This window comes from Neobacillus sp. Fa239, from assembly GCF_055395235.1.
In genome coordinates, this window is the sequence record NZ_AP041611.1 from 2,736,323 (window position 1) to 2,752,470 (window position 16,148).

Sequence of the window (16,148 nt, forward strand, 5' to 3'; positions counted from 1 at the left end):
TAAGGTGGCTAGATTCTCATTCCACTAACGGAGTGCGAGAGTTAATGATAAAGCTGTCATTGTGCTTTCCTAATGGAGCAGAATAGGTGAACAAGGATGGGGGAAACTGGTATAGAAATTATCTTTTTAAAGGTGACTATAAAGTGAAACAATTAATCAGTAAAGAAGAGATTATTAACTCTGATAAGTTTTTTCAAAGAATCCATCGAGTAGAAGTGGATTATATAAACTACTGGAATGGACATACGTTATGGCACCGGGAGTTTTGGCTTTCAGCAGCCTTATCAATAAATTCCTTGGATTGTATGGATTTTACTTCGTAAACGTGGAAGTGAAGCAAGATTACTTTTAGCTGGAAGTTTTGGGTTAATTGTTGCTTCTTGGTTTGATTTTTTGGGATTGATATTTGGGCTTTGGCATTATTCTGGGAGAGTATTGCCTACCATTCCAACGTTTCTACCTTGGGATTTTACTTTAATACCTGTCACTCTTATGCTTTGGTTACAATTTAAACCAACTTTTAATCCCTTTTTTAAGGCGGTAATTTATTCCGCATTGACTTCATTTTTAGGCGAACCTTTATTTGAATGGATTGGATTTTATTCCACTGTTAAATGGAGTGTTTTTTATTCCTTTCCAATTTATATTATTATTTATTTAATTGCTTTGGAATTAGTAAGGCGAAATCGTTTGATCCTTTGTAAGTAAAGTAAAAATTAAATGAATTGAAATGAAAGAAGTGAAGGTTTTGATTAAATATAAATGTCTCCATCATGTAAGTCTTACTGTCACAAATTTGAAAAGAGCAAAAGATTTCTATACGAATACTTTATGTTTAAAAGAGATACCTCGTCCTGATTTTGATTTTGCGGGTGCCTGGTATGAAATAGAGGGGAAGCAAATCCACTTAATAGTTGAACCATCTTCACAGACCATTCGGCAGGATAAAAGCTTATCCAGTAGAGAAGGTCACTTTGCCCTTAGAGTCGAGAACTACTATGACACTCTTAAATGGTTAAAACAAAATGAAGTTGAAATCATTGAAAAACCGTACGGAAAAAGTGGATTCGCACAAATTTTCTGTGCAGACCCAGATGGTAATTTGATTGAACTAAATGTTGACCAGAAAGATTTATAAATAAAAAGATAAATGGCTTCCTATACTGGAGTCTTTTCTTATTGAAGTAACGGCAAGTTAGTTAAGTGTATTTCTCCACAAAGTTAAAGAAAAGCCGTTTTTTAACTATCAGGAAATGTGATGTTAGAAAAGAACATTTTTTGTTCACGAATTTAATACAATGATGATAAAAAGCATGGATGTGAGAATTTTGAAAAAAAGAAGACGCAATACTCAAGCTTTCACGTTTATGGCTTGGACATCATTCGTTTTGGCTTTATCATTTATTATCGTTGGAATTTATAACGCTGGCTGGCAATTGGTTGAAAAGGGTTATTATGCAGGGTCTATGCTTTGGGCGATTTCTGCTGCGTTCGTTTTGGCGAAAGTCATCCGGGACAATGAGGAAGACCGTGAGGTGGAACTTCAGGAAAAATTCGACCAAGCAAAAAAAACGGAAGACAAAGAGTAACGCATTCTTTCGAGCGTAATCCCGGATATAAAACCTACGAAAAAAATTCATCACTAAAAAGACCAGTACATTAGGCTTACGGGTTCTGATAAGGGTAGCAATAAGGTGATTTACACTAAGTTTCTAGCGTGAATTCTTATACGGATTCACGTCCCGGAATAATTTAAAGAATAGATTAGCATATGAATGGAAAAGTATAGCAACTTAGATATACCAGGGTTATTTTTTATTACTCTTTGAATACGCTTGTTTGTTTTTCGGACGATAGTACAATCCCTTTTAAAAGACGGTAAAAATCTTCTTCTTCAAAGTTAGGTGCTTACCCTAAACAACCAGCTGCAGTATTACTACGGCTTTAAGTATCAGAAATAAAGTTCTTGAAAGAACGATATGATCATAAAGAGGAAGGTGAGAAAAATAAAGTTATTATTTATTTGTAGTCGCAACAAGTGGAGAAGTTTAACTGCAGAGAAAATTTTCCACGAAGTGAACGGACATCAAGTTCGATCGGCGGGGACAGAGCAAAATGCCCGCGTTAAAGTAACTAGCGGACATATAGGTTGGGCGGATATAATTTTTGTCATGGAAAAAAAACACATCAGAAGACTGCGAGAAAAATATGGACCAATGCTAAATGGAGCTAAGAAAGTCATTTGTTTAGACATTCCTGATGACTATACATTTATGGATGAAGAACTTATAGAGATTTTGAGATCAAGAGTTTCAGAACATATCTAAATATCATCGGCAAAAAAACAACTGAATATGGATTAAGAAGAATAAATGGGTGATTTTTTTCCAAAATGCAAAAAGTACAGAGGTGTGATCCTTTGTACTTTTGTTTTTGAAACAAATTTTTATTTGATCGTCAATATGTACCCAGCCTTTGTAGTCGATTCGCAGTTAAAATCTTAATATATTTACACAAGAAAACGCACTGTGATTTGTTCGAAATGGGTTCCGTATTCAGGTATTGTACGAATAAAAAAGAGGGTCAAAACTTCTGTCAGTTACAGTGCCGTTTTGAGTACTAATTTTATTGAACTTTATAAGCTGGTCGATAAATGCTGCAGATACCGCATCTAGGATCAAGGATGTCCGCACTTATCGGTTGCGGAATCATGTTAAGCATCCGAGCTGATAAATAGGCGGAAAAATTTCGCTTAATTTGTAATTATCATAAAAAAAAGCTTAAATAGACGGAGAGATTCCGCCTATTGACTCAAAAAATTCGAAAATGAGGGATTTTGCTTTGCATAATCAGAAAAGCTCCCCCTATGTACCCCGAAACGAGCTCCATTCTGCAATTAACCGAAGAATCTCCGCTAATTTTACTTTTTTAAACCGATGCCAATACGACTATTATTTCGGAAAAAGCACCTCAAAACGGAACCCTTTAGATTTGTTCGCTTGAAGCGTTTTTTATGTTTATCGAATTGTTTAATTGATTGTTTCGAAGGTTTTATGTGATTTTATGTTAAAAAAACGGAACGAAATTGATGTCCAAAGCTCTTTCTTAAATTACAATGTTTTAACTTGCTCAATTTTTAAGCCGAAAATTTGAGGAGGTTCAATTTTGTTTATTTGCAAATAAGTAGAGATTTGTCCACGATGATGGATTTCATGTTCTGGAATGGCCATAAGTATTCTCCAAACACTAACTTCATGACCATGAAGGGTTAAAACTTTATTTGTCAATATATCGTTGGCAACTTTTAATAGACCCTCTGTTAGTTCTTTCTGACTTGCCTCTATATAATTTGAAATATCCTCAAGAGAAGTTCCTTTACCAGGATCATGTCCTGTGTACGTCCACGAACCATGTTCAAATAAACCTAGAAACATTAGTCGAGATGATGCGATATGCCGCAATAAATCTCCTGTAGAAAATTTTTCTTCAGAAGGTTTCCAATCTAGGAGTTCATTAGGTATTGCTTTCACATATTGCATCGTCCGTTTATGAATCCCATCTAAATATTTTATATATTCCTTCATATCATGAATCATGTTTCCACTCTCCAATTTTTTAGAATTTTATTACTTTATATTCTTAATTCAATGGTAATAATCCTTTAACGACACCATTAACGTTCCACGAACATGGCAGTTTATTTCAACATGAAGGAGTAATACAAACCCTTATAGAATTAGTGTTTATCGAGTTAAATTGGAGGGGGGATCATATGGAGATTGATAAAATATATGGTGATTTACCGATATTAGAAACTGAACGTCTTGTCCTTAGAAAAGTTACTTTAGATGATGCTGAAGATATGTTTTCATATGGGTCAAATGAAGAAGTATCTAAGTATGTTACTTGGAATACACATAAAACATTATCCGACACAAAAGAATTTATTGGCTTTGTCTTACACAAATATGAAATCAGTCAAGTGGCTCCTTGGGGAATCGAATACAAAGAAAATGGAAAACTCATAGGGACTATCGACTTTGTTTGGTGGCAACCAAATCACAAAATTGCTGAAATCGGCTATGTTATTTCTCAAGACTATTGGGGAATGGGCTTAACTACTGAGGCAGCAAAAGAAGTAATTAAATTCGGTTTTGAAAAAATGAATTTAGTTCGTATTCAAGCAAGGTGTTTTTTAGAAAATATCGGTTCAGCACGAGTGATGGAAAAAACGGGAATGTCATTTGAAGGGATCATTAGAAAAGGGATGTTTGTAAAGGGAAAACATCAAGATTTAAAAATGTATTCTATTTTAAAAGAAGAGTTTTAATTGTAGAAAGCTGGTCCGTTTCTATTGTCTATTTTCGAAGAACACAACGGAGAGCCATTCGTTGATATGTTTGCAGTCGGAAATGCTCTGTATGTCATCGACGATAAAAATTCATATCCCGCTATATTGGAGCCAACCGGCAGGTTCAGTTAGGAGTTTCCATTTTAAACTTCAGCAACCAAAATAAAAATTGCAATCAAGTGTAAATTATGAAGTGATTTCTTGTAACGATCCGCTATATTTTTTAATGACTTATTAGAAGGTGGAAAAATGTCTTTCAAATGGACAAAGGAAGTTGAACAAACGTCTTATTTTGCAAATAGTTTTGAACTTGAAGAAGGGGATTGGATATTGATAATTGGGTTGCATCTTGGATATATTTAAATACTATAAATAATTTAGGGAACGAACAATTTGACAATTTCAATAAAGTCTACAATCTCCTAGAAAAAATCTTATGCCATTGCTTGGCTGGACAAATTAGCAAATGTTCAAAGGGTCCTTACTGAAGAGGAACTAATGGATATTACCCATTGGATATTAACCAATCATCAGTTGGAAAGAGAACAAAATACAGGATGGCTGGACGATGTTTACAAAAGATTCCAAAAATCCTCTAAATGGTATCTAGAATAGCCAGGGTCCCCTTTGGTACTTGTAAGTTTGTATGGTGACAAAGATTCAGTTGAATTTCAATTATCAGTAGAAGCCTGGAAAAAGCACTTTCAAAGTAAAGGGGGTACACCCGAGGAAATCAGTGAATTCCTGGAGAGTTTTTATAAAATTCCTATTGTGTCGGAAGAAAGGATTAATGAATTATTGAATGAGGCAGGTTTTCAACATGTTACACGTTTCTTCAAAACTTATAATTTCGGCGGTTGGTTTGCTACCTTAAAATGAAAACTTAAAAAAGTAAGTTGGATTAAAGGAACGTTTAAAATGCGAAATTCAAGGGCTTTCTTAAACAAACTGATGCAAGAGTTGAAGTTCCAGCTGCCTATTTGGCGGCTTTTCTTATGTAACGGGGCAGTTTAGTTCGAGAAGCAATAAGATTTTTTAACTATAATTTGGGATACATTAAAAAGAATAGAATAATTAGGTAAGGAGGAATATACATATGGCTTCAAAGAGACACAAAGTTTTTAATATATTTGTAATACTGATACCTTGGTTATCGTTATTATTTATAGGTAGGCGTAGTATCAAACGTTATTTTTTAGCGAGTGTTTTTATAGGCATTTTTGAAAGTATTAATCATTTGTATGGACGTAAGAAGAAGTGGTGGAGGTTTTACGATAAGCCACAATCATTTATTAGGGATGAACTTCCTTTTGATATTGGACCTTACATTCCTATCTCTATGTGGTTCCTTAAATTTTCGTATGGAAACTTTAAAAAATTTGCATTGATTAATGTGATTGCTGACGGATTATTTGTTTTTTGTATAATACCTATTCTTAAGGTATTTAAAATTGTTCGATTAAATCGTTTAAACTATTTTCAATTCTTTATTTTTATACACTATAAAGCGTATATATTGTATGGAGTGCAGTATTTGTTTGAAAAAGTGAAAAGATATAACAGCTATAATTTTTTTCAGTCTATATTCAAATAGCTGGGTGCATGAGTGGGGTGCTGCGGCAATCCCATTTCTTATTCAACAAACGGGGCAGTTTACTTGAAGAAGGATAATCCAATTGCTAGGTTGAATTATACAAAGAAATCAGTTATTACGTTGGTAGCAAACAGGGAGGTGCTAATAATGAGCTACGAGATTATTAAAGCGAGTTTGGATCATTCGGAAGCACTTACGAACGAACCTAATGCAATTCTACATTTATGACTTTTCAGAGTTTATTGATTAAAATTGGCTTGATTTAAAAGGGGAGATTATAATAAAACTTGTTTTTGTATTCTTAATGTGCATTTTTTTCTATATTTTCTTGAATATCATTAACAATATTTTCAATCAGATCGTTCCTTTAAGCCCAGCAGCTGATGTAATGAGTATGTGGATTATATTCATAATAGCAATTCCTTTATCAGCCTACTCTGCTGATAAAGTTATAAAAACTATCAAGAATTCTTAGTTTTTAAAAATAATTTTTCGCTGTTGGATTGTTCAATTTAGTACAGTCCTTTTTTAACATAAAAATTTTGTGAAGAATTACAATTTAAGTAACGGAGTGCTTTTGTACATCAATTAGTGGTCGTTACGGCGACTTTTTTTCTTGTTCCATTTTGTATCGAAAAAATTATATGGAACAAAGATAATTTTAATGCGTATGTATTTGTAAAGTGTTGAAAAACTGGGAGTTTTATTGTTTCAATTTTTTCTGATCGTAGGGATAGTGGGTATTATTATTTCAGGTATTTTTATCGGGGCTTGGGTAGATGGAGACCGACAAGTAGCAAATTTTAATACAGAGACTTCTGAAGACAGAAGTTTTAGAACAAGGATTGCATTAATATCTGGTCTCATCGGCATAATTGCTTTTGTAATTTCAGGGCTAATATATTTTATCTAATAAAAAATTAATTCATAGTGCTTTGCTTCGCCAAGAGTAAAGCCTTTTTCTTGTTCCACTAACGGGCAGGAGTTCAATAACGCAGTAATTAAAGAAGATTTTTGATACACTTGTAAAAAACCTATATGAAGAGAGGATTTATATGAGTACACTCAAAAAGCATAGGTCTAATAAAATAAAATTGATTTTACGAGGACTATTAGTCATTATTGGGGGCTTTATAGCTGCATATGGATTAGAATCAGTATTAATCCCAAACAACGTATCAGATGGAGGAGTTACTGGTTTAAGTATTGTTGGTTCCGAACTATTCGGACTACCATTAGGAGTTCTGATTGCTATTTTAAATATCCCATTTATCTGGTTAGGTTATCAACAAATCGGAAAAAGTTTTGCTTTTTTTTCGATTATCGGAATTGTTTCACTATCTATTGGTACGATTGTGTTTCACCATACACCAGCTATTATTGAAGGGGATACTTTGTTAATCACCGTTGTAGGTGGTATTATCCTCGGATTCGGAATGGGTTTAGCCTTACGTAATGGCGGTGCGTTAGATGGAATCGATATGCTTGCTGTATTACTATCTCGAAAATTACCGTTTGGGACAAGTGACTTCATTCTTTTCTTAAATGTTTTTGTATTTATTGTGGTTTCAACCGTATTTGGATTACAAGGAGCAATCCTATCGGCAATTGCTTACTATATAGCTTCAAAGGTGATTCATATAGTAGAAGAAGGCTTGAGCGGCTCTAAAACCTTTAAAATAATTACAACTCAACCTGGATTAATAGTGGAGACTATACGTGACCGTCTAGGACGAAGTGCAACATTCAACGAGGTTTATGGCGGCTTTTCTCACGAAAAGTTTATTGAAATTACCTGTGTCATTAACCGCTTAGAAGAAACTAAACTAAAAGAAATTATTAACGAAATAGATCCAAAATCTTTCGTAACAGTATATGATATGGCAGAAGTTAAGGGAGGTAATTTCAGAAAGAATAACATTCATTAGATAGAACTTTGTGAACCATTACACTTAAAGTAAACTGGGCGTTTTAGTTCAACAAGGAATAGAAAAATCAAGTAATAAAAACCCCGCCCATTAGAGAAGTAAAATCATTCTTAATGCCCATGGCTGGATGCTTAACAAAAATTGTCCAATCCCAGAGTAGCATTTTGTGCAAGGAATTAAGTAAATATTTTTTTACGAAAGGTGGCTGAAATGCTCCTCTTTTTTTATGTTTAAACACATTTATCGAGAAAAAGAAATTATGTCGAAATTTGAAGATAAAAAAATTATAATGTATGCGTTTTCAGTTGATATAATTTAAAAAAATATTTGAAATATTTTATCTCTTGAGATTAATTCGAATTATTGTTGGTATCCATAACAAAATACAGCAGGAGGAGTAAGTCATGTGTCATAAAAATGAAAAAACACAAGATGGAGGTAAAAAGAGAAATCAAGTTAATATAGAAAATGTTCAATTAGTGATCGATGTTCCACAAAAAGTAAAAGATACCTTTCAGGATGCTGTTGAACGAAATGGAAAGTCAATGGCAGAAGTGCTTAAATTGTATATGCAAAAATACATATGGAAACAAAGCGAATTACAAAGAAATAGACAAAAACGACGTGAAAATATTGGTTAAAGGAGTGGCTAAATGCTGCTCCTTTTTTATGTGATATTTCTCCTCACAAGAGATTGTGAAGGATTTTACTTAAAGTATAAGATTCAGCTGTTTTTTCAAGACAAAGCACCGCAAAAAGCGGTGCGAAATGTTATGTTTTTTACTTTACATTTTTTTGTTGTAGTTTGGTGTATAGTGCATTTATGTGATGACTTTTAATCTCTTTTTTGACATTAAAAATGGAAAGTTCATTTTAATAGTAGTAACCGCAAATAAAATGGAAAAGAGTTAATGGGCAATGATACTAAATTCCAAGATTTCGCCGTTTTCCGTTCGAAGGGAATGTTTTCCCAACAGGGAGGGCAATAGAGATGAATTTAAAACAGATGATTTATTCAACTGGATCAAATGATTCTCTTCCTTTTTATAAAGGGAAATTTCCAGATCCCGGGTAGGGCAATCCCACTGTGTTGGAAACACAATAATTTGAAGGGTATAACGATTTTCGAAATCAACCCGCAAAGCTGCTAAATTTTGATTTTCCTCGATCTGTTTAATGACATCAGCTGGCAATGTGATAATCTTCTTTTGATGCAGGCAAAATTCAGTTTTCAACATAAACGGCACCCCTTTCGTGAAATAGTTTTAATTTTCAAAATAATTAACCATGTATTTATTTTATCGTCTTAAAAAATGGTTGTAAAAGATTGATTTTCGACAAAAAGTTCCAAAGCTAAAGAACGAAGATTTAAAATGAAAATAGATGTAACGGGTACGATTGTTCTACAAGGGCAATCGCTTTTCTTGTTCCGCTAACGTGAGAGGTTACTTGAAGAAAATGTGGTATTTTATAAATAACTGAAGAAAGGAGACTAGATATGGAGGATAAAGAGAAAATCTACTACGAACGAGGTACGGAAGAACTAAGTTTGAAAAATATCATTTGCCATAAACTTGTTCAAGAGTTTAACAATTGTCCAATCGAAGATTCAGAAAGAAAAGATGAAATTATAAGGGAATTATTCGGAAGTGTCGGAGTAAATCCGAGTATTGAGCATAATTTCCACTTTGACTTAGGATACAACATCCACATTGGAGACAACTTCTATGCTGGATATAACTGTACAATATTAGATATGGCAGAAGTAAGGATTGGTGACAACTGTATGATTGGTCCTAATGTTGGACTATACACCGCCGGTCATTCAATTGAACCTAAAGATAGAAACAAGAGTGGTTATGCGATTCCAATAACAATAGGAAATGATGTGTGGATTGGTGGCAGTTGTGTTATCCTACCTGGAATTGCTATTGGTAATAATTCAATTATTGCTGCTGGTTCTGTTGTTACGAAAGATGTACCTACTAATTCCATAGTGGCGGGAAATCCAGCGAAGATATTGAAAAGTATATAAAGTTCTATTTTTACAAGAAAGATTGTGAGATCTGGCTTCCATTTTTGGCGGCTTTCTTCTTTTGCTAACGGAGGTTTTTTGATGAAGGATATTTTCCTGATTTAAGCGAATTAGAATTTCAAACAAACCTTACACGAACACTGGTATTGAAAATAACAGGAACATAGGAGGTATGAGATATGAAGATCAATAGGATAGATCATGTGAGTATAAACGTAAATGATCTTTCAGAGGCTAAAGCGTTTTTTCTTGATTTAGGCCTTGAAGTGAAAGCGGAATGGGAAATGGATGGAGAACAATTGGACAGAATCGTCGGGCTAAATGATGTTAAAACGGCATGTGTAGGATTGGGGATGCCAGATGGTCAGGCCTGGATAGAGCTAGTCAAATTTTATACGCCGGCAGATGAAAAAGATATTCAGCAACCTTTTGCAAATACGCTGGGTATCCGACATATTTGTTTTGCTGTTGAAGATCTTGAAGCTATTGTTGCAAAATTGAAAAAGAAGGGCACGGAAATCTTTAGTGAGATAGAGCAATATGAAGAAAGTTATAAGTTATGCTACGTTCGTGGTCCAGAGGGAATTATTTTAGAGTTGGCGGAGAAAATCAGATAAATATTGAATCGGACTTTATATAATCTTCAACTTTAAAGATTTCTTGTTAAACTATTGCGGGCATGAATTTAACAAGGCTTTGCTGCGGCAGCCTTCTTTTTTATTCGAAAAAATTACAGCTTTTATTTTCATTGTTCTTGCATCATTTTATCTTTGCTGAAAATAATAAGTTCGGGGTGATAAAATGGCAACTGCTAAAATCGGGGACAATATTTTATTTAAGCGTGAAGGGAAAAGTTATAATGGAAGTGTTACGGTTGTGAGAGAAAATTCTGTTATTGTTGAATACGGATACAATGAAGAAAAAAACGTACCTCTAACAACAATAGTCAATCATAAAAATTATAAGATTGCTGATTCTTAAAGACATTTTTTTATGAGATAAGTTGTTAAAGGATATGAGATACAAACAAAATGATTAAACAAAATGGGCGAACCAAATAGACCGCCTTGTTTCCTATCACAAACATTAAAAATGGTAGTTAAAATGAGTGTCAATTTGCATATGAAGTTGACACTCATTTTTTATTGCCATTTGAGTGGAAATTACATAAAAATTTGGATAGGGAGATGCACCCCAACAATTTTACCCACAATTTATAAGACAATTTATCTTAAAATGCTTAGAGTAACCAGTGATATTTAAAATAAACGGAGATTTTTCGGTTAAATCCAGAATGGAGCTCTTTTCGGGAGAAATAAGGGAAGGATTTCCGGTTATGCAAAGAAATATCTCCCATTTTCACCTTTTTCGAGTCAATAGGCGGAATCTCTCCGTCTATTTAAGGTATTTTCAGTGCAATTTCCTGATTAAGAGTGATTTCTCCGCTTATTTATCAAACCTGGTGCTCACCCCAGCGCCCCAACCGATAAAGAGCGGACCTTCACGGACCCAGATGACTATAGGGGGGCCATAGTTCAATAAGTCTTCTAGCTGGTAGTTCCGTGGAAGAAGGGAAATGTTACTCAATGCTATATTTCCATGTTAATAGTAAAACACATGCCCATTTGTTCGTTATTCTTTTACGCCATCTGGATAATTTCTAACATAATGTTTGTCACCAAGATGCTTAAAATCCTCAATGGTTTTTTCTAATTCAGTGATAAGAATTCGCTTTATATCACGCATACTTCTGTAAAAACTATGTTCCCGTTCCCCGTTGGGTTTTATCCCAGCTAGTGAGTTTAAAGATACGATCCGTCGATGCTCATCCGTTAATTTATCAATAGCCTCCAGTACATGCTGCGTATATTTTACTATTTCTTTGTGTTCCGTTTGTTCTGACAACTCTTGAATTTGTTTTTCCACTTCATGCCACCCCATTTAGTATCTTAGTGTTACTAGTATCTTTCCCAAAATGTTCTTAAAGCTAAGTTGGGATTTTTCTCCTATTTATAATACGTAAAGGGCAACTATTTTTAAGCGCTTAGGGATAATGTGGATATAATAAAAGCATAAAATTCCTGATTTAAATACTTATACGTTTTTTGGAATAGCGGGTAGATCTCTTCCGCCTGATGGAAGGTTAGCAACCAATCCTTTTTCTTGAATTTTTTCAATTTACATGACGATAATGATACAGTGCTAGAAACTTGCAAAGGTGGGCTATAAATGAAATATGTTCAAATGAGAGATGAAAAAATTCCTCCGATTGCACTTGGGACTTGGTCCTGGGGAAATGGAGTCAATGGGGGAGATGCCGTTTTTGGCAACAATCTAACCGATCATGACCTACAGCCTGTTTTTGAGTCGGCCATGAATGCCGGATTTAATTTGTGGGATACGGCTGCCGTTTATGGGATGGGCGCTTCCGAAACCATTTTGGGGAATTTTATTAAAGAGAGAAATCATGTGCACCTTTCAACAAAATTCACCCCGCGCGGTGAACAGCCGGAAAATGCGGTGGAAGAAATGCTCAATCAAAGTCTGCACCGGCTCAGCGTTGACCATGTGGACATTTATTGGATCCACAATCCGAAAGATGTGGAAAGATGGACCGCCAAACTGATTCCGTTGATGAAAAGCGGTAAAGTAAAACACGCTGGTGTATCCAATCATAATTTAGAGGAAATAAAGCTGGCCGCTTCCATTCTTGAAAGGGAAGGACTGCAACTTTCTGCCGTGCAAAATCACTACAGTTTGCTCTACCGCTCTTCAGAAGAGGCCGGGATTATTGAATGGTGTAATCAAAATAAAATCGTGTTCTTTTCCTATATGGTATTGGAACAAGGGGAGCTGACGAGCAGCTATAGTTCCCAAAATCCATTTAAGGCCGGGACAAGACGCGGAGAAGCTTTTAATCCGGAGGTACTGCATAAGCTGGCCAATTTAATCGAAATGATGGAGAATGTGGGGAACAAGCATGGTGTGGATGTTGCACAAATAGCGATCGCCTGGGCCATCGCGAAAGGAACCGTTCCGATTATCGGTGTAACAAAGTCGAAACATATCGATGGTGCCGTATCCGCAACCGAGATCGTATTATCGGCACAAGAAATCAGCAGCCTGGAAAAAGCTGCAAAGGAAACGGAAGTTGTCATAAAAGGTGCATGGGAAAAGAGCATGCATTAATTAACCAGGAAAAAGTAAAAATTTCAAAGATACATAAATATTGGGTTCAAATATTATGAATTCAAGATTTTATCCCCTCTATATTGTGCTTTTAACAAAGCTATAATAAAATAAAATTTAGCAATTAAGCGGAGGGGCAATAATGGAGATAACAGAACACCTATTTTTTAATCTCTCCCTTTTAATGATGATTTTGTTTATTGCATTAATATGGTGTGGGACGAAATATAATTTTAAAATACCTAAATGGTTCTTTTTTTTATGGTGTACAATCTTAATATGGTCTTGTATACAATTCTCCTATCGTCCAGTACCATCAATTTTTATAGACCTAAGAGCAGTTCCAGTGATTATTGGAGGTCTTTATTTAGGAATTGGTCCGTTGTTGTCACTTATGTTAGTTTTGATTCGAGCATTTTATGGAATCGATAAATTCTTTATATTAAATGTAGCACTTTACTTACCTTTATCCATTTTACTGTATAAAGTAAATCTTATATTTTGGAAACAACATCCTTTACGCCGTATTTATATTTCAGTAACTTTAGGGATCATCGTGAGTATTCTACACATTTTACCTTTGCAGTTTATGAATTTCAAAATTTACAAATTTGATGCTTTTTTTGCATATTTAGTGGTTCCATCATTAGGTATTGCAATGATCTCCATAACAATTGAATTTATAAACAACAATATTCATATGAGGAAAAAACTAGTCAAGTCAGAAAAACTTCAAGCTGTTGAACAAATGGGAGCCGCTATATCTCATGAGATTCGTAATCCATTAACAGCAGCTAGGGGATTTGTCCAATTACTGAAAGAGGACCCTCAATCGATAAAACAAGAAGAGTATTTATCCTTTATCTTGCAGGAGCTAGATTCTGCTGAAAAGGTAATTAATGATTATTTAACATTCTCAAAACCTTCATTGGAAAAGGTTGAAAAAATTAATGTTCAGAAAGAGCTCAATCATGTTGTAAACATTCTCTTGCCAACTGCTAACCAGCATTCTGTTGAAATTATCACCAATATTCAATTGTTAGGTTCTATTGTAGGGGATAAACAAAAATTTCATCAGTGTTTTTTTAATGTGTTCAAGAATGGAATTGAATCGATGCCCCGTGGTGGTCAATTGTCTATTGATGCAAAAAGCAACGGTAAGGAGGTTTCGATTTTAATAAAAGATAATGGGATAGGAATGTCAAAAGAACAATTGGACAGACTTGGTGAACCTTATTATTCAACAAAAGGTTCAAAGGGTACGGGTCTTGGAATGATGGTTGTTTATAGCATTGTAAGGGCTATGGGTGGAAAAATACGTGTAGAGAGTGAAGAAAGTATTGGGACAACTTTTCGTTTTAGTTTTCCAATCACTTCAGAATAAATATTTTATATTCGAAGAGTTAAGCCGTATTTCACTTACTAGGGCGTTACTTTAAGATGACGTTATATGGAAATCAGAAAAAACCGATTGTTATTTAATCGGTTTTTTCTAATGCTTTCGCATATAAATTCGAAAACATTTTAACAGTTATTACCTAGTTATGAACTTTTTCTAGTGCTAGTTTTATACACTAATATTTTTACATATTTGTGAGCTTATGCTTGCTGCACTAAATGTCAATTTCATCTTAAAAAATTTTTTAAAAATTCTTTTGCAAGTTCTTTTCCTTGAATTATCGTCATCATAAATTTCATCCTCAACTTTCACTATCTAACTAGATCGCTAGAGTTAAATGAAAAGAGAGTATCAGTCAACATACAGCACCTCATGGGTGTTGATTTTTTTTTAGAAATTTTCAACGGATAGGAACTTTTACTTCTTTTTCCCATAACATGGCGAAAGAAGGAGAGTGGAAGTAATGAATTGGCTCGTAATCCTTGCATTTGCCATGTCTTCAAGTATAGATAACTTGGGTGTGGGTATTTCATATGGAATCCGAGATATTCGAATTGGTGTTCGGGCGAATTTAATTATCGCTGTTATCTGTTTTTTCTTTAGTGAAGCAGGTATTTTATGTGGTAAATGGTTATCTTCAGTGATTCCCGGAGTTTTTCCAATCTTTTTTGGTGCTTTTCTGTTAATCATTATTGGGATTCGAATAATTGTACTAGCGACCCCAAATAGAAATAGTGTCAAAACAGTAAAAAGCGGTCTAGAAGGGAGAAAAAACATAGGTACCATTTTGAAAAACCCTGAACAGGCAGATATGGACCAATCAGGAGAAATCGGATTTAAGGAAGCATGTTTACTTGGCATAGCTCTTTCTGCAAATGCAATTACGAACGGTTTAACTGCGGGGTTGTTTGGTTTATCCCCCTTAGCTATATCTTTGACAGCAGCCGTTGGAAGCTTCGTAATGGTTTGGTTAGGGGTTGTTCTAGGACGCAGAGTTGCTAATATTCGAATTGGTTCCTTTACGTTAGGTCAATTTGGAACGATCATCAGTGGTATTATTTTGTTGTTGATTGCCTGTGAAAGTATTTTTTTTAGATGAATATACTATTGACATGTATTGTCAATGCGGAGAGATCTATAGCTACTTTGGGTTATCAAAACGATGGGGGGATGCCTTTTGACAATTGAAGAATTATTTGCGAGTATTTTAACGTTTGTTTGTTTTTTGTTCCTCAAATACATTATTTTTAATAAGCAATGGAAACAGTCAAAGGTTTCTCCATCAAAATGGTTTCTCTCCATTATAATTACCTGGTTTTTCATCGGATTAACGACATCCCAACATGATTTTATACTGACCGGAACTTTGGGAGGAATCATGTTATATTTAATTCAAAATGGAGGTCTTTTTTAGACTTTAACAAGAATTTTTCTAAGAAAAAAAGTAGAATAGACTAAGCGTATGGTCGTATAGATACGCCCAATAATAACAGGATAGATAGTGGTTTATTAACAACTGATAAAACTGCAGAATATTTAAGTATATCTGTTGATCAGCTTAATTCAATTATTAAAAACGAAGACTTAGAAAGAAGAAGCTCATCAATTTATAATACCTATGAATTTATACCATACATTACAATTAATGGAGA

The 16,148-nt window shown here is 34.4% G+C and carries 19 protein-coding genes; 16 read left to right on the forward strand and 3 right to left on the reverse strand.

The features are described 5' to 3' along the window. Positions 1 to 86: 86 nt before the first annotated feature. The 5 genes from ACZ5XR_RS13155 (at position 87) to ACZ5XR_RS13175 (ending at position 2,327) form a co-directional block, all read left to right on the forward strand. The gene (locus tag ACZ5XR_RS13155; protein WP_464502074.1) at positions 87 to 323 is read left to right on the forward strand and encodes a hypothetical protein; all 237 of its coding nucleotides are present in this window, start codon (positions 87 to 89) and stop codon (positions 321 to 323) included. Further along, positions 310 to 708 (forward strand): CBO0543 family protein, encoded by a 399-nt coding sequence (locus tag ACZ5XR_RS13160; RefSeq protein WP_464502302.1) that lies wholly within the window; start codon positions 310 to 312, stop codon positions 706 to 708. The genes ACZ5XR_RS13155 and ACZ5XR_RS13160 overlap by 14 nt, the downstream gene beginning before the upstream one ends. 40 nt (positions 709 to 748) lie before the next feature. Continuing rightward, positions 749 to 1,138 (forward strand): VOC family protein, encoded by a 390-nt coding sequence (locus tag ACZ5XR_RS13165; protein ID WP_464502075.1) that lies wholly within the window; start codon positions 749 to 751, stop codon positions 1,136 to 1,138. Positions 1,139 to 1,367: 229 nt separating this feature from the next. Continuing rightward, positions 1,368 to 1,589 (forward strand): YiaA/YiaB family inner membrane protein, encoded by a 222-nt coding sequence (locus ACZ5XR_RS13170; RefSeq protein ID WP_464502303.1) that lies wholly within the window; start codon positions 1,368 to 1,370, stop codon positions 1,587 to 1,589. Between the two features lie 417 nt (positions 1,590 to 2,006). After that, positions 2,007 to 2,327, forward strand: a complete 321-nt coding sequence (locus ACZ5XR_RS13175; protein ID WP_464502304.1) for a low molecular weight protein tyrosine phosphatase family protein — start codon at positions 2,007 to 2,009, stop codon at positions 2,325 to 2,327. A 783-nt stretch (positions 2,328 to 3,110) separates the two neighbouring features. Here the strand turns inward: ACZ5XR_RS13175 and ACZ5XR_RS13180 are convergent. Further along, the gene (locus tag ACZ5XR_RS13180) at positions 3,111 to 3,596 is read right to left on the reverse strand and encodes a DinB family protein (protein ID WP_464502076.1); all 486 of its coding nucleotides are present in this window, start codon (positions 3,594 to 3,596) and stop codon (positions 3,111 to 3,113) included. A gap of 176 nt (positions 3,597 to 3,772) precedes the next feature. Between ACZ5XR_RS13180 and ACZ5XR_RS13185 the strand changes: the two genes are divergently transcribed. The 5 genes from ACZ5XR_RS13185 to ACZ5XR_RS13205 all read left to right on the forward strand — a co-directional run bounded on the left by ACZ5XR_RS13185 (position 3,773) and on the right by ACZ5XR_RS13205 (position 8,514). Continuing rightward, positions 3,773 to 4,330 carry a GNAT family N-acetyltransferase gene (locus tag ACZ5XR_RS13185; protein WP_464502077.1) on the forward strand — a complete coding sequence of 186 codons (558 nt, stop codon included), beginning with the start codon at positions 3,773 to 3,775 and terminating at the stop codon, positions 4,328 to 4,330. Positions 4,331 to 5,447: 1,117 nt separating this feature from the next. Continuing rightward, on the forward strand, positions 5,448 to 5,945 hold the full coding sequence (locus ACZ5XR_RS13190; RefSeq protein WP_464502078.1) for a hypothetical protein: 498 nt from the start codon (positions 5,448 to 5,450) through the stop codon (positions 5,943 to 5,945). Between the two features lie 736 nt (positions 5,946 to 6,681). Further along, entirely contained in the window at positions 6,682 to 6,858 is a 177-nt protein-coding gene (locus tag ACZ5XR_RS13195) for a DUF5316 family protein (RefSeq protein ID WP_464502305.1), read from the forward strand. A gap of 142 nt (positions 6,859 to 7,000) precedes the next feature. Continuing rightward, a complete protein-coding gene (locus tag ACZ5XR_RS13200) occupies positions 7,001 to 7,873 on the forward strand; it encodes a YitT family protein (protein WP_464502079.1) in 873 nt (290 codons plus the stop codon). A 404-nt stretch (positions 7,874 to 8,277) separates the two neighbouring features. Next, positions 8,278 to 8,514 carry a hypothetical protein gene (locus ACZ5XR_RS13205; RefSeq protein WP_464502080.1) on the forward strand — a complete coding sequence of 79 codons (237 nt, stop codon included), beginning with the start codon at positions 8,278 to 8,280 and terminating at the stop codon, positions 8,512 to 8,514. A 267-nt stretch (positions 8,515 to 8,781) separates the two neighbouring features. Here ACZ5XR_RS13205 and ACZ5XR_RS13210 read toward each other — a convergent pair whose 3' ends face one another. Next, positions 8,782 to 9,111, reverse strand: coding sequence for a hypothetical protein (locus ACZ5XR_RS13210; protein ID WP_464502081.1), 330 nt, complete (start codon positions 9,109 to 9,111; stop codon positions 8,782 to 8,784). Positions 9,112 to 9,371: 260 nt separating this feature from the next. On the opposite strand from ACZ5XR_RS13210, the gene ACZ5XR_RS13215 reads away from it, so the two are divergent. The 3 genes from ACZ5XR_RS13215 to ACZ5XR_RS13225 all read left to right on the forward strand — a co-directional run bounded on the left by ACZ5XR_RS13215 (position 9,372) and on the right by ACZ5XR_RS13225 (position 10,889). Beyond that, the gene (locus ACZ5XR_RS13215) at positions 9,372 to 9,908 is read left to right on the forward strand and encodes a sugar O-acetyltransferase (RefSeq protein WP_464502082.1); all 537 of its coding nucleotides are present in this window, start codon (positions 9,372 to 9,374) and stop codon (positions 9,906 to 9,908) included. Between the two features lie 179 nt (positions 9,909 to 10,087). After that, positions 10,088 to 10,525, forward strand: a complete 438-nt coding sequence (locus ACZ5XR_RS13220) for a VOC family protein (RefSeq protein WP_464502083.1) — start codon at positions 10,088 to 10,090, stop codon at positions 10,523 to 10,525. A 184-nt stretch (positions 10,526 to 10,709) separates the two neighbouring features. Beyond that, positions 10,710 to 10,889, forward strand: a complete 180-nt coding sequence (locus tag ACZ5XR_RS13225; RefSeq protein WP_464502084.1) for a DUF2187 family protein — start codon at positions 10,710 to 10,712, stop codon at positions 10,887 to 10,889. Positions 10,890 to 11,540: 651 nt separating this feature from the next. On the opposite strand, the gene ACZ5XR_RS13230 is transcribed toward ACZ5XR_RS13225, so the two are convergent. Continuing rightward, a complete protein-coding gene (locus ACZ5XR_RS13230) occupies positions 11,541 to 11,834 on the reverse strand; it encodes a hypothetical protein (protein WP_464502085.1) in 294 nt (97 codons plus the stop codon). A gap of 303 nt (positions 11,835 to 12,137) precedes the next feature. Between ACZ5XR_RS13230 and ACZ5XR_RS13235 the strand changes: the two genes are divergently transcribed. The 3 genes from ACZ5XR_RS13235 (at position 12,138) to ytaF (ending at position 15,595) form a co-directional block, all read left to right on the forward strand. Beyond that, positions 12,138 to 13,097: an aldo/keto reductase gene (locus tag ACZ5XR_RS13235; RefSeq protein WP_464502086.1), complete on the forward strand. Its 960-nt coding sequence runs from the start codon at positions 12,138 to 12,140 to the stop codon at positions 13,095 to 13,097. Between the two features lie 142 nt (positions 13,098 to 13,239). Further along, positions 13,240 to 14,481, forward strand: coding sequence for an ATP-binding protein (locus ACZ5XR_RS13240; RefSeq protein ID WP_464502087.1), 1,242 nt, complete (start codon positions 13,240 to 13,242; stop codon positions 14,479 to 14,481). Positions 14,482 to 14,959: 478 nt separating this feature from the next. Beyond that, a complete protein-coding gene (ytaF, locus tag ACZ5XR_RS13245) occupies positions 14,960 to 15,595 on the forward strand; it encodes a sporulation membrane protein YtaF (RefSeq protein WP_464502088.1) in 636 nt (211 codons plus the stop codon). Positions 15,596 to 16,148 lie beyond the last annotated feature (553 nt).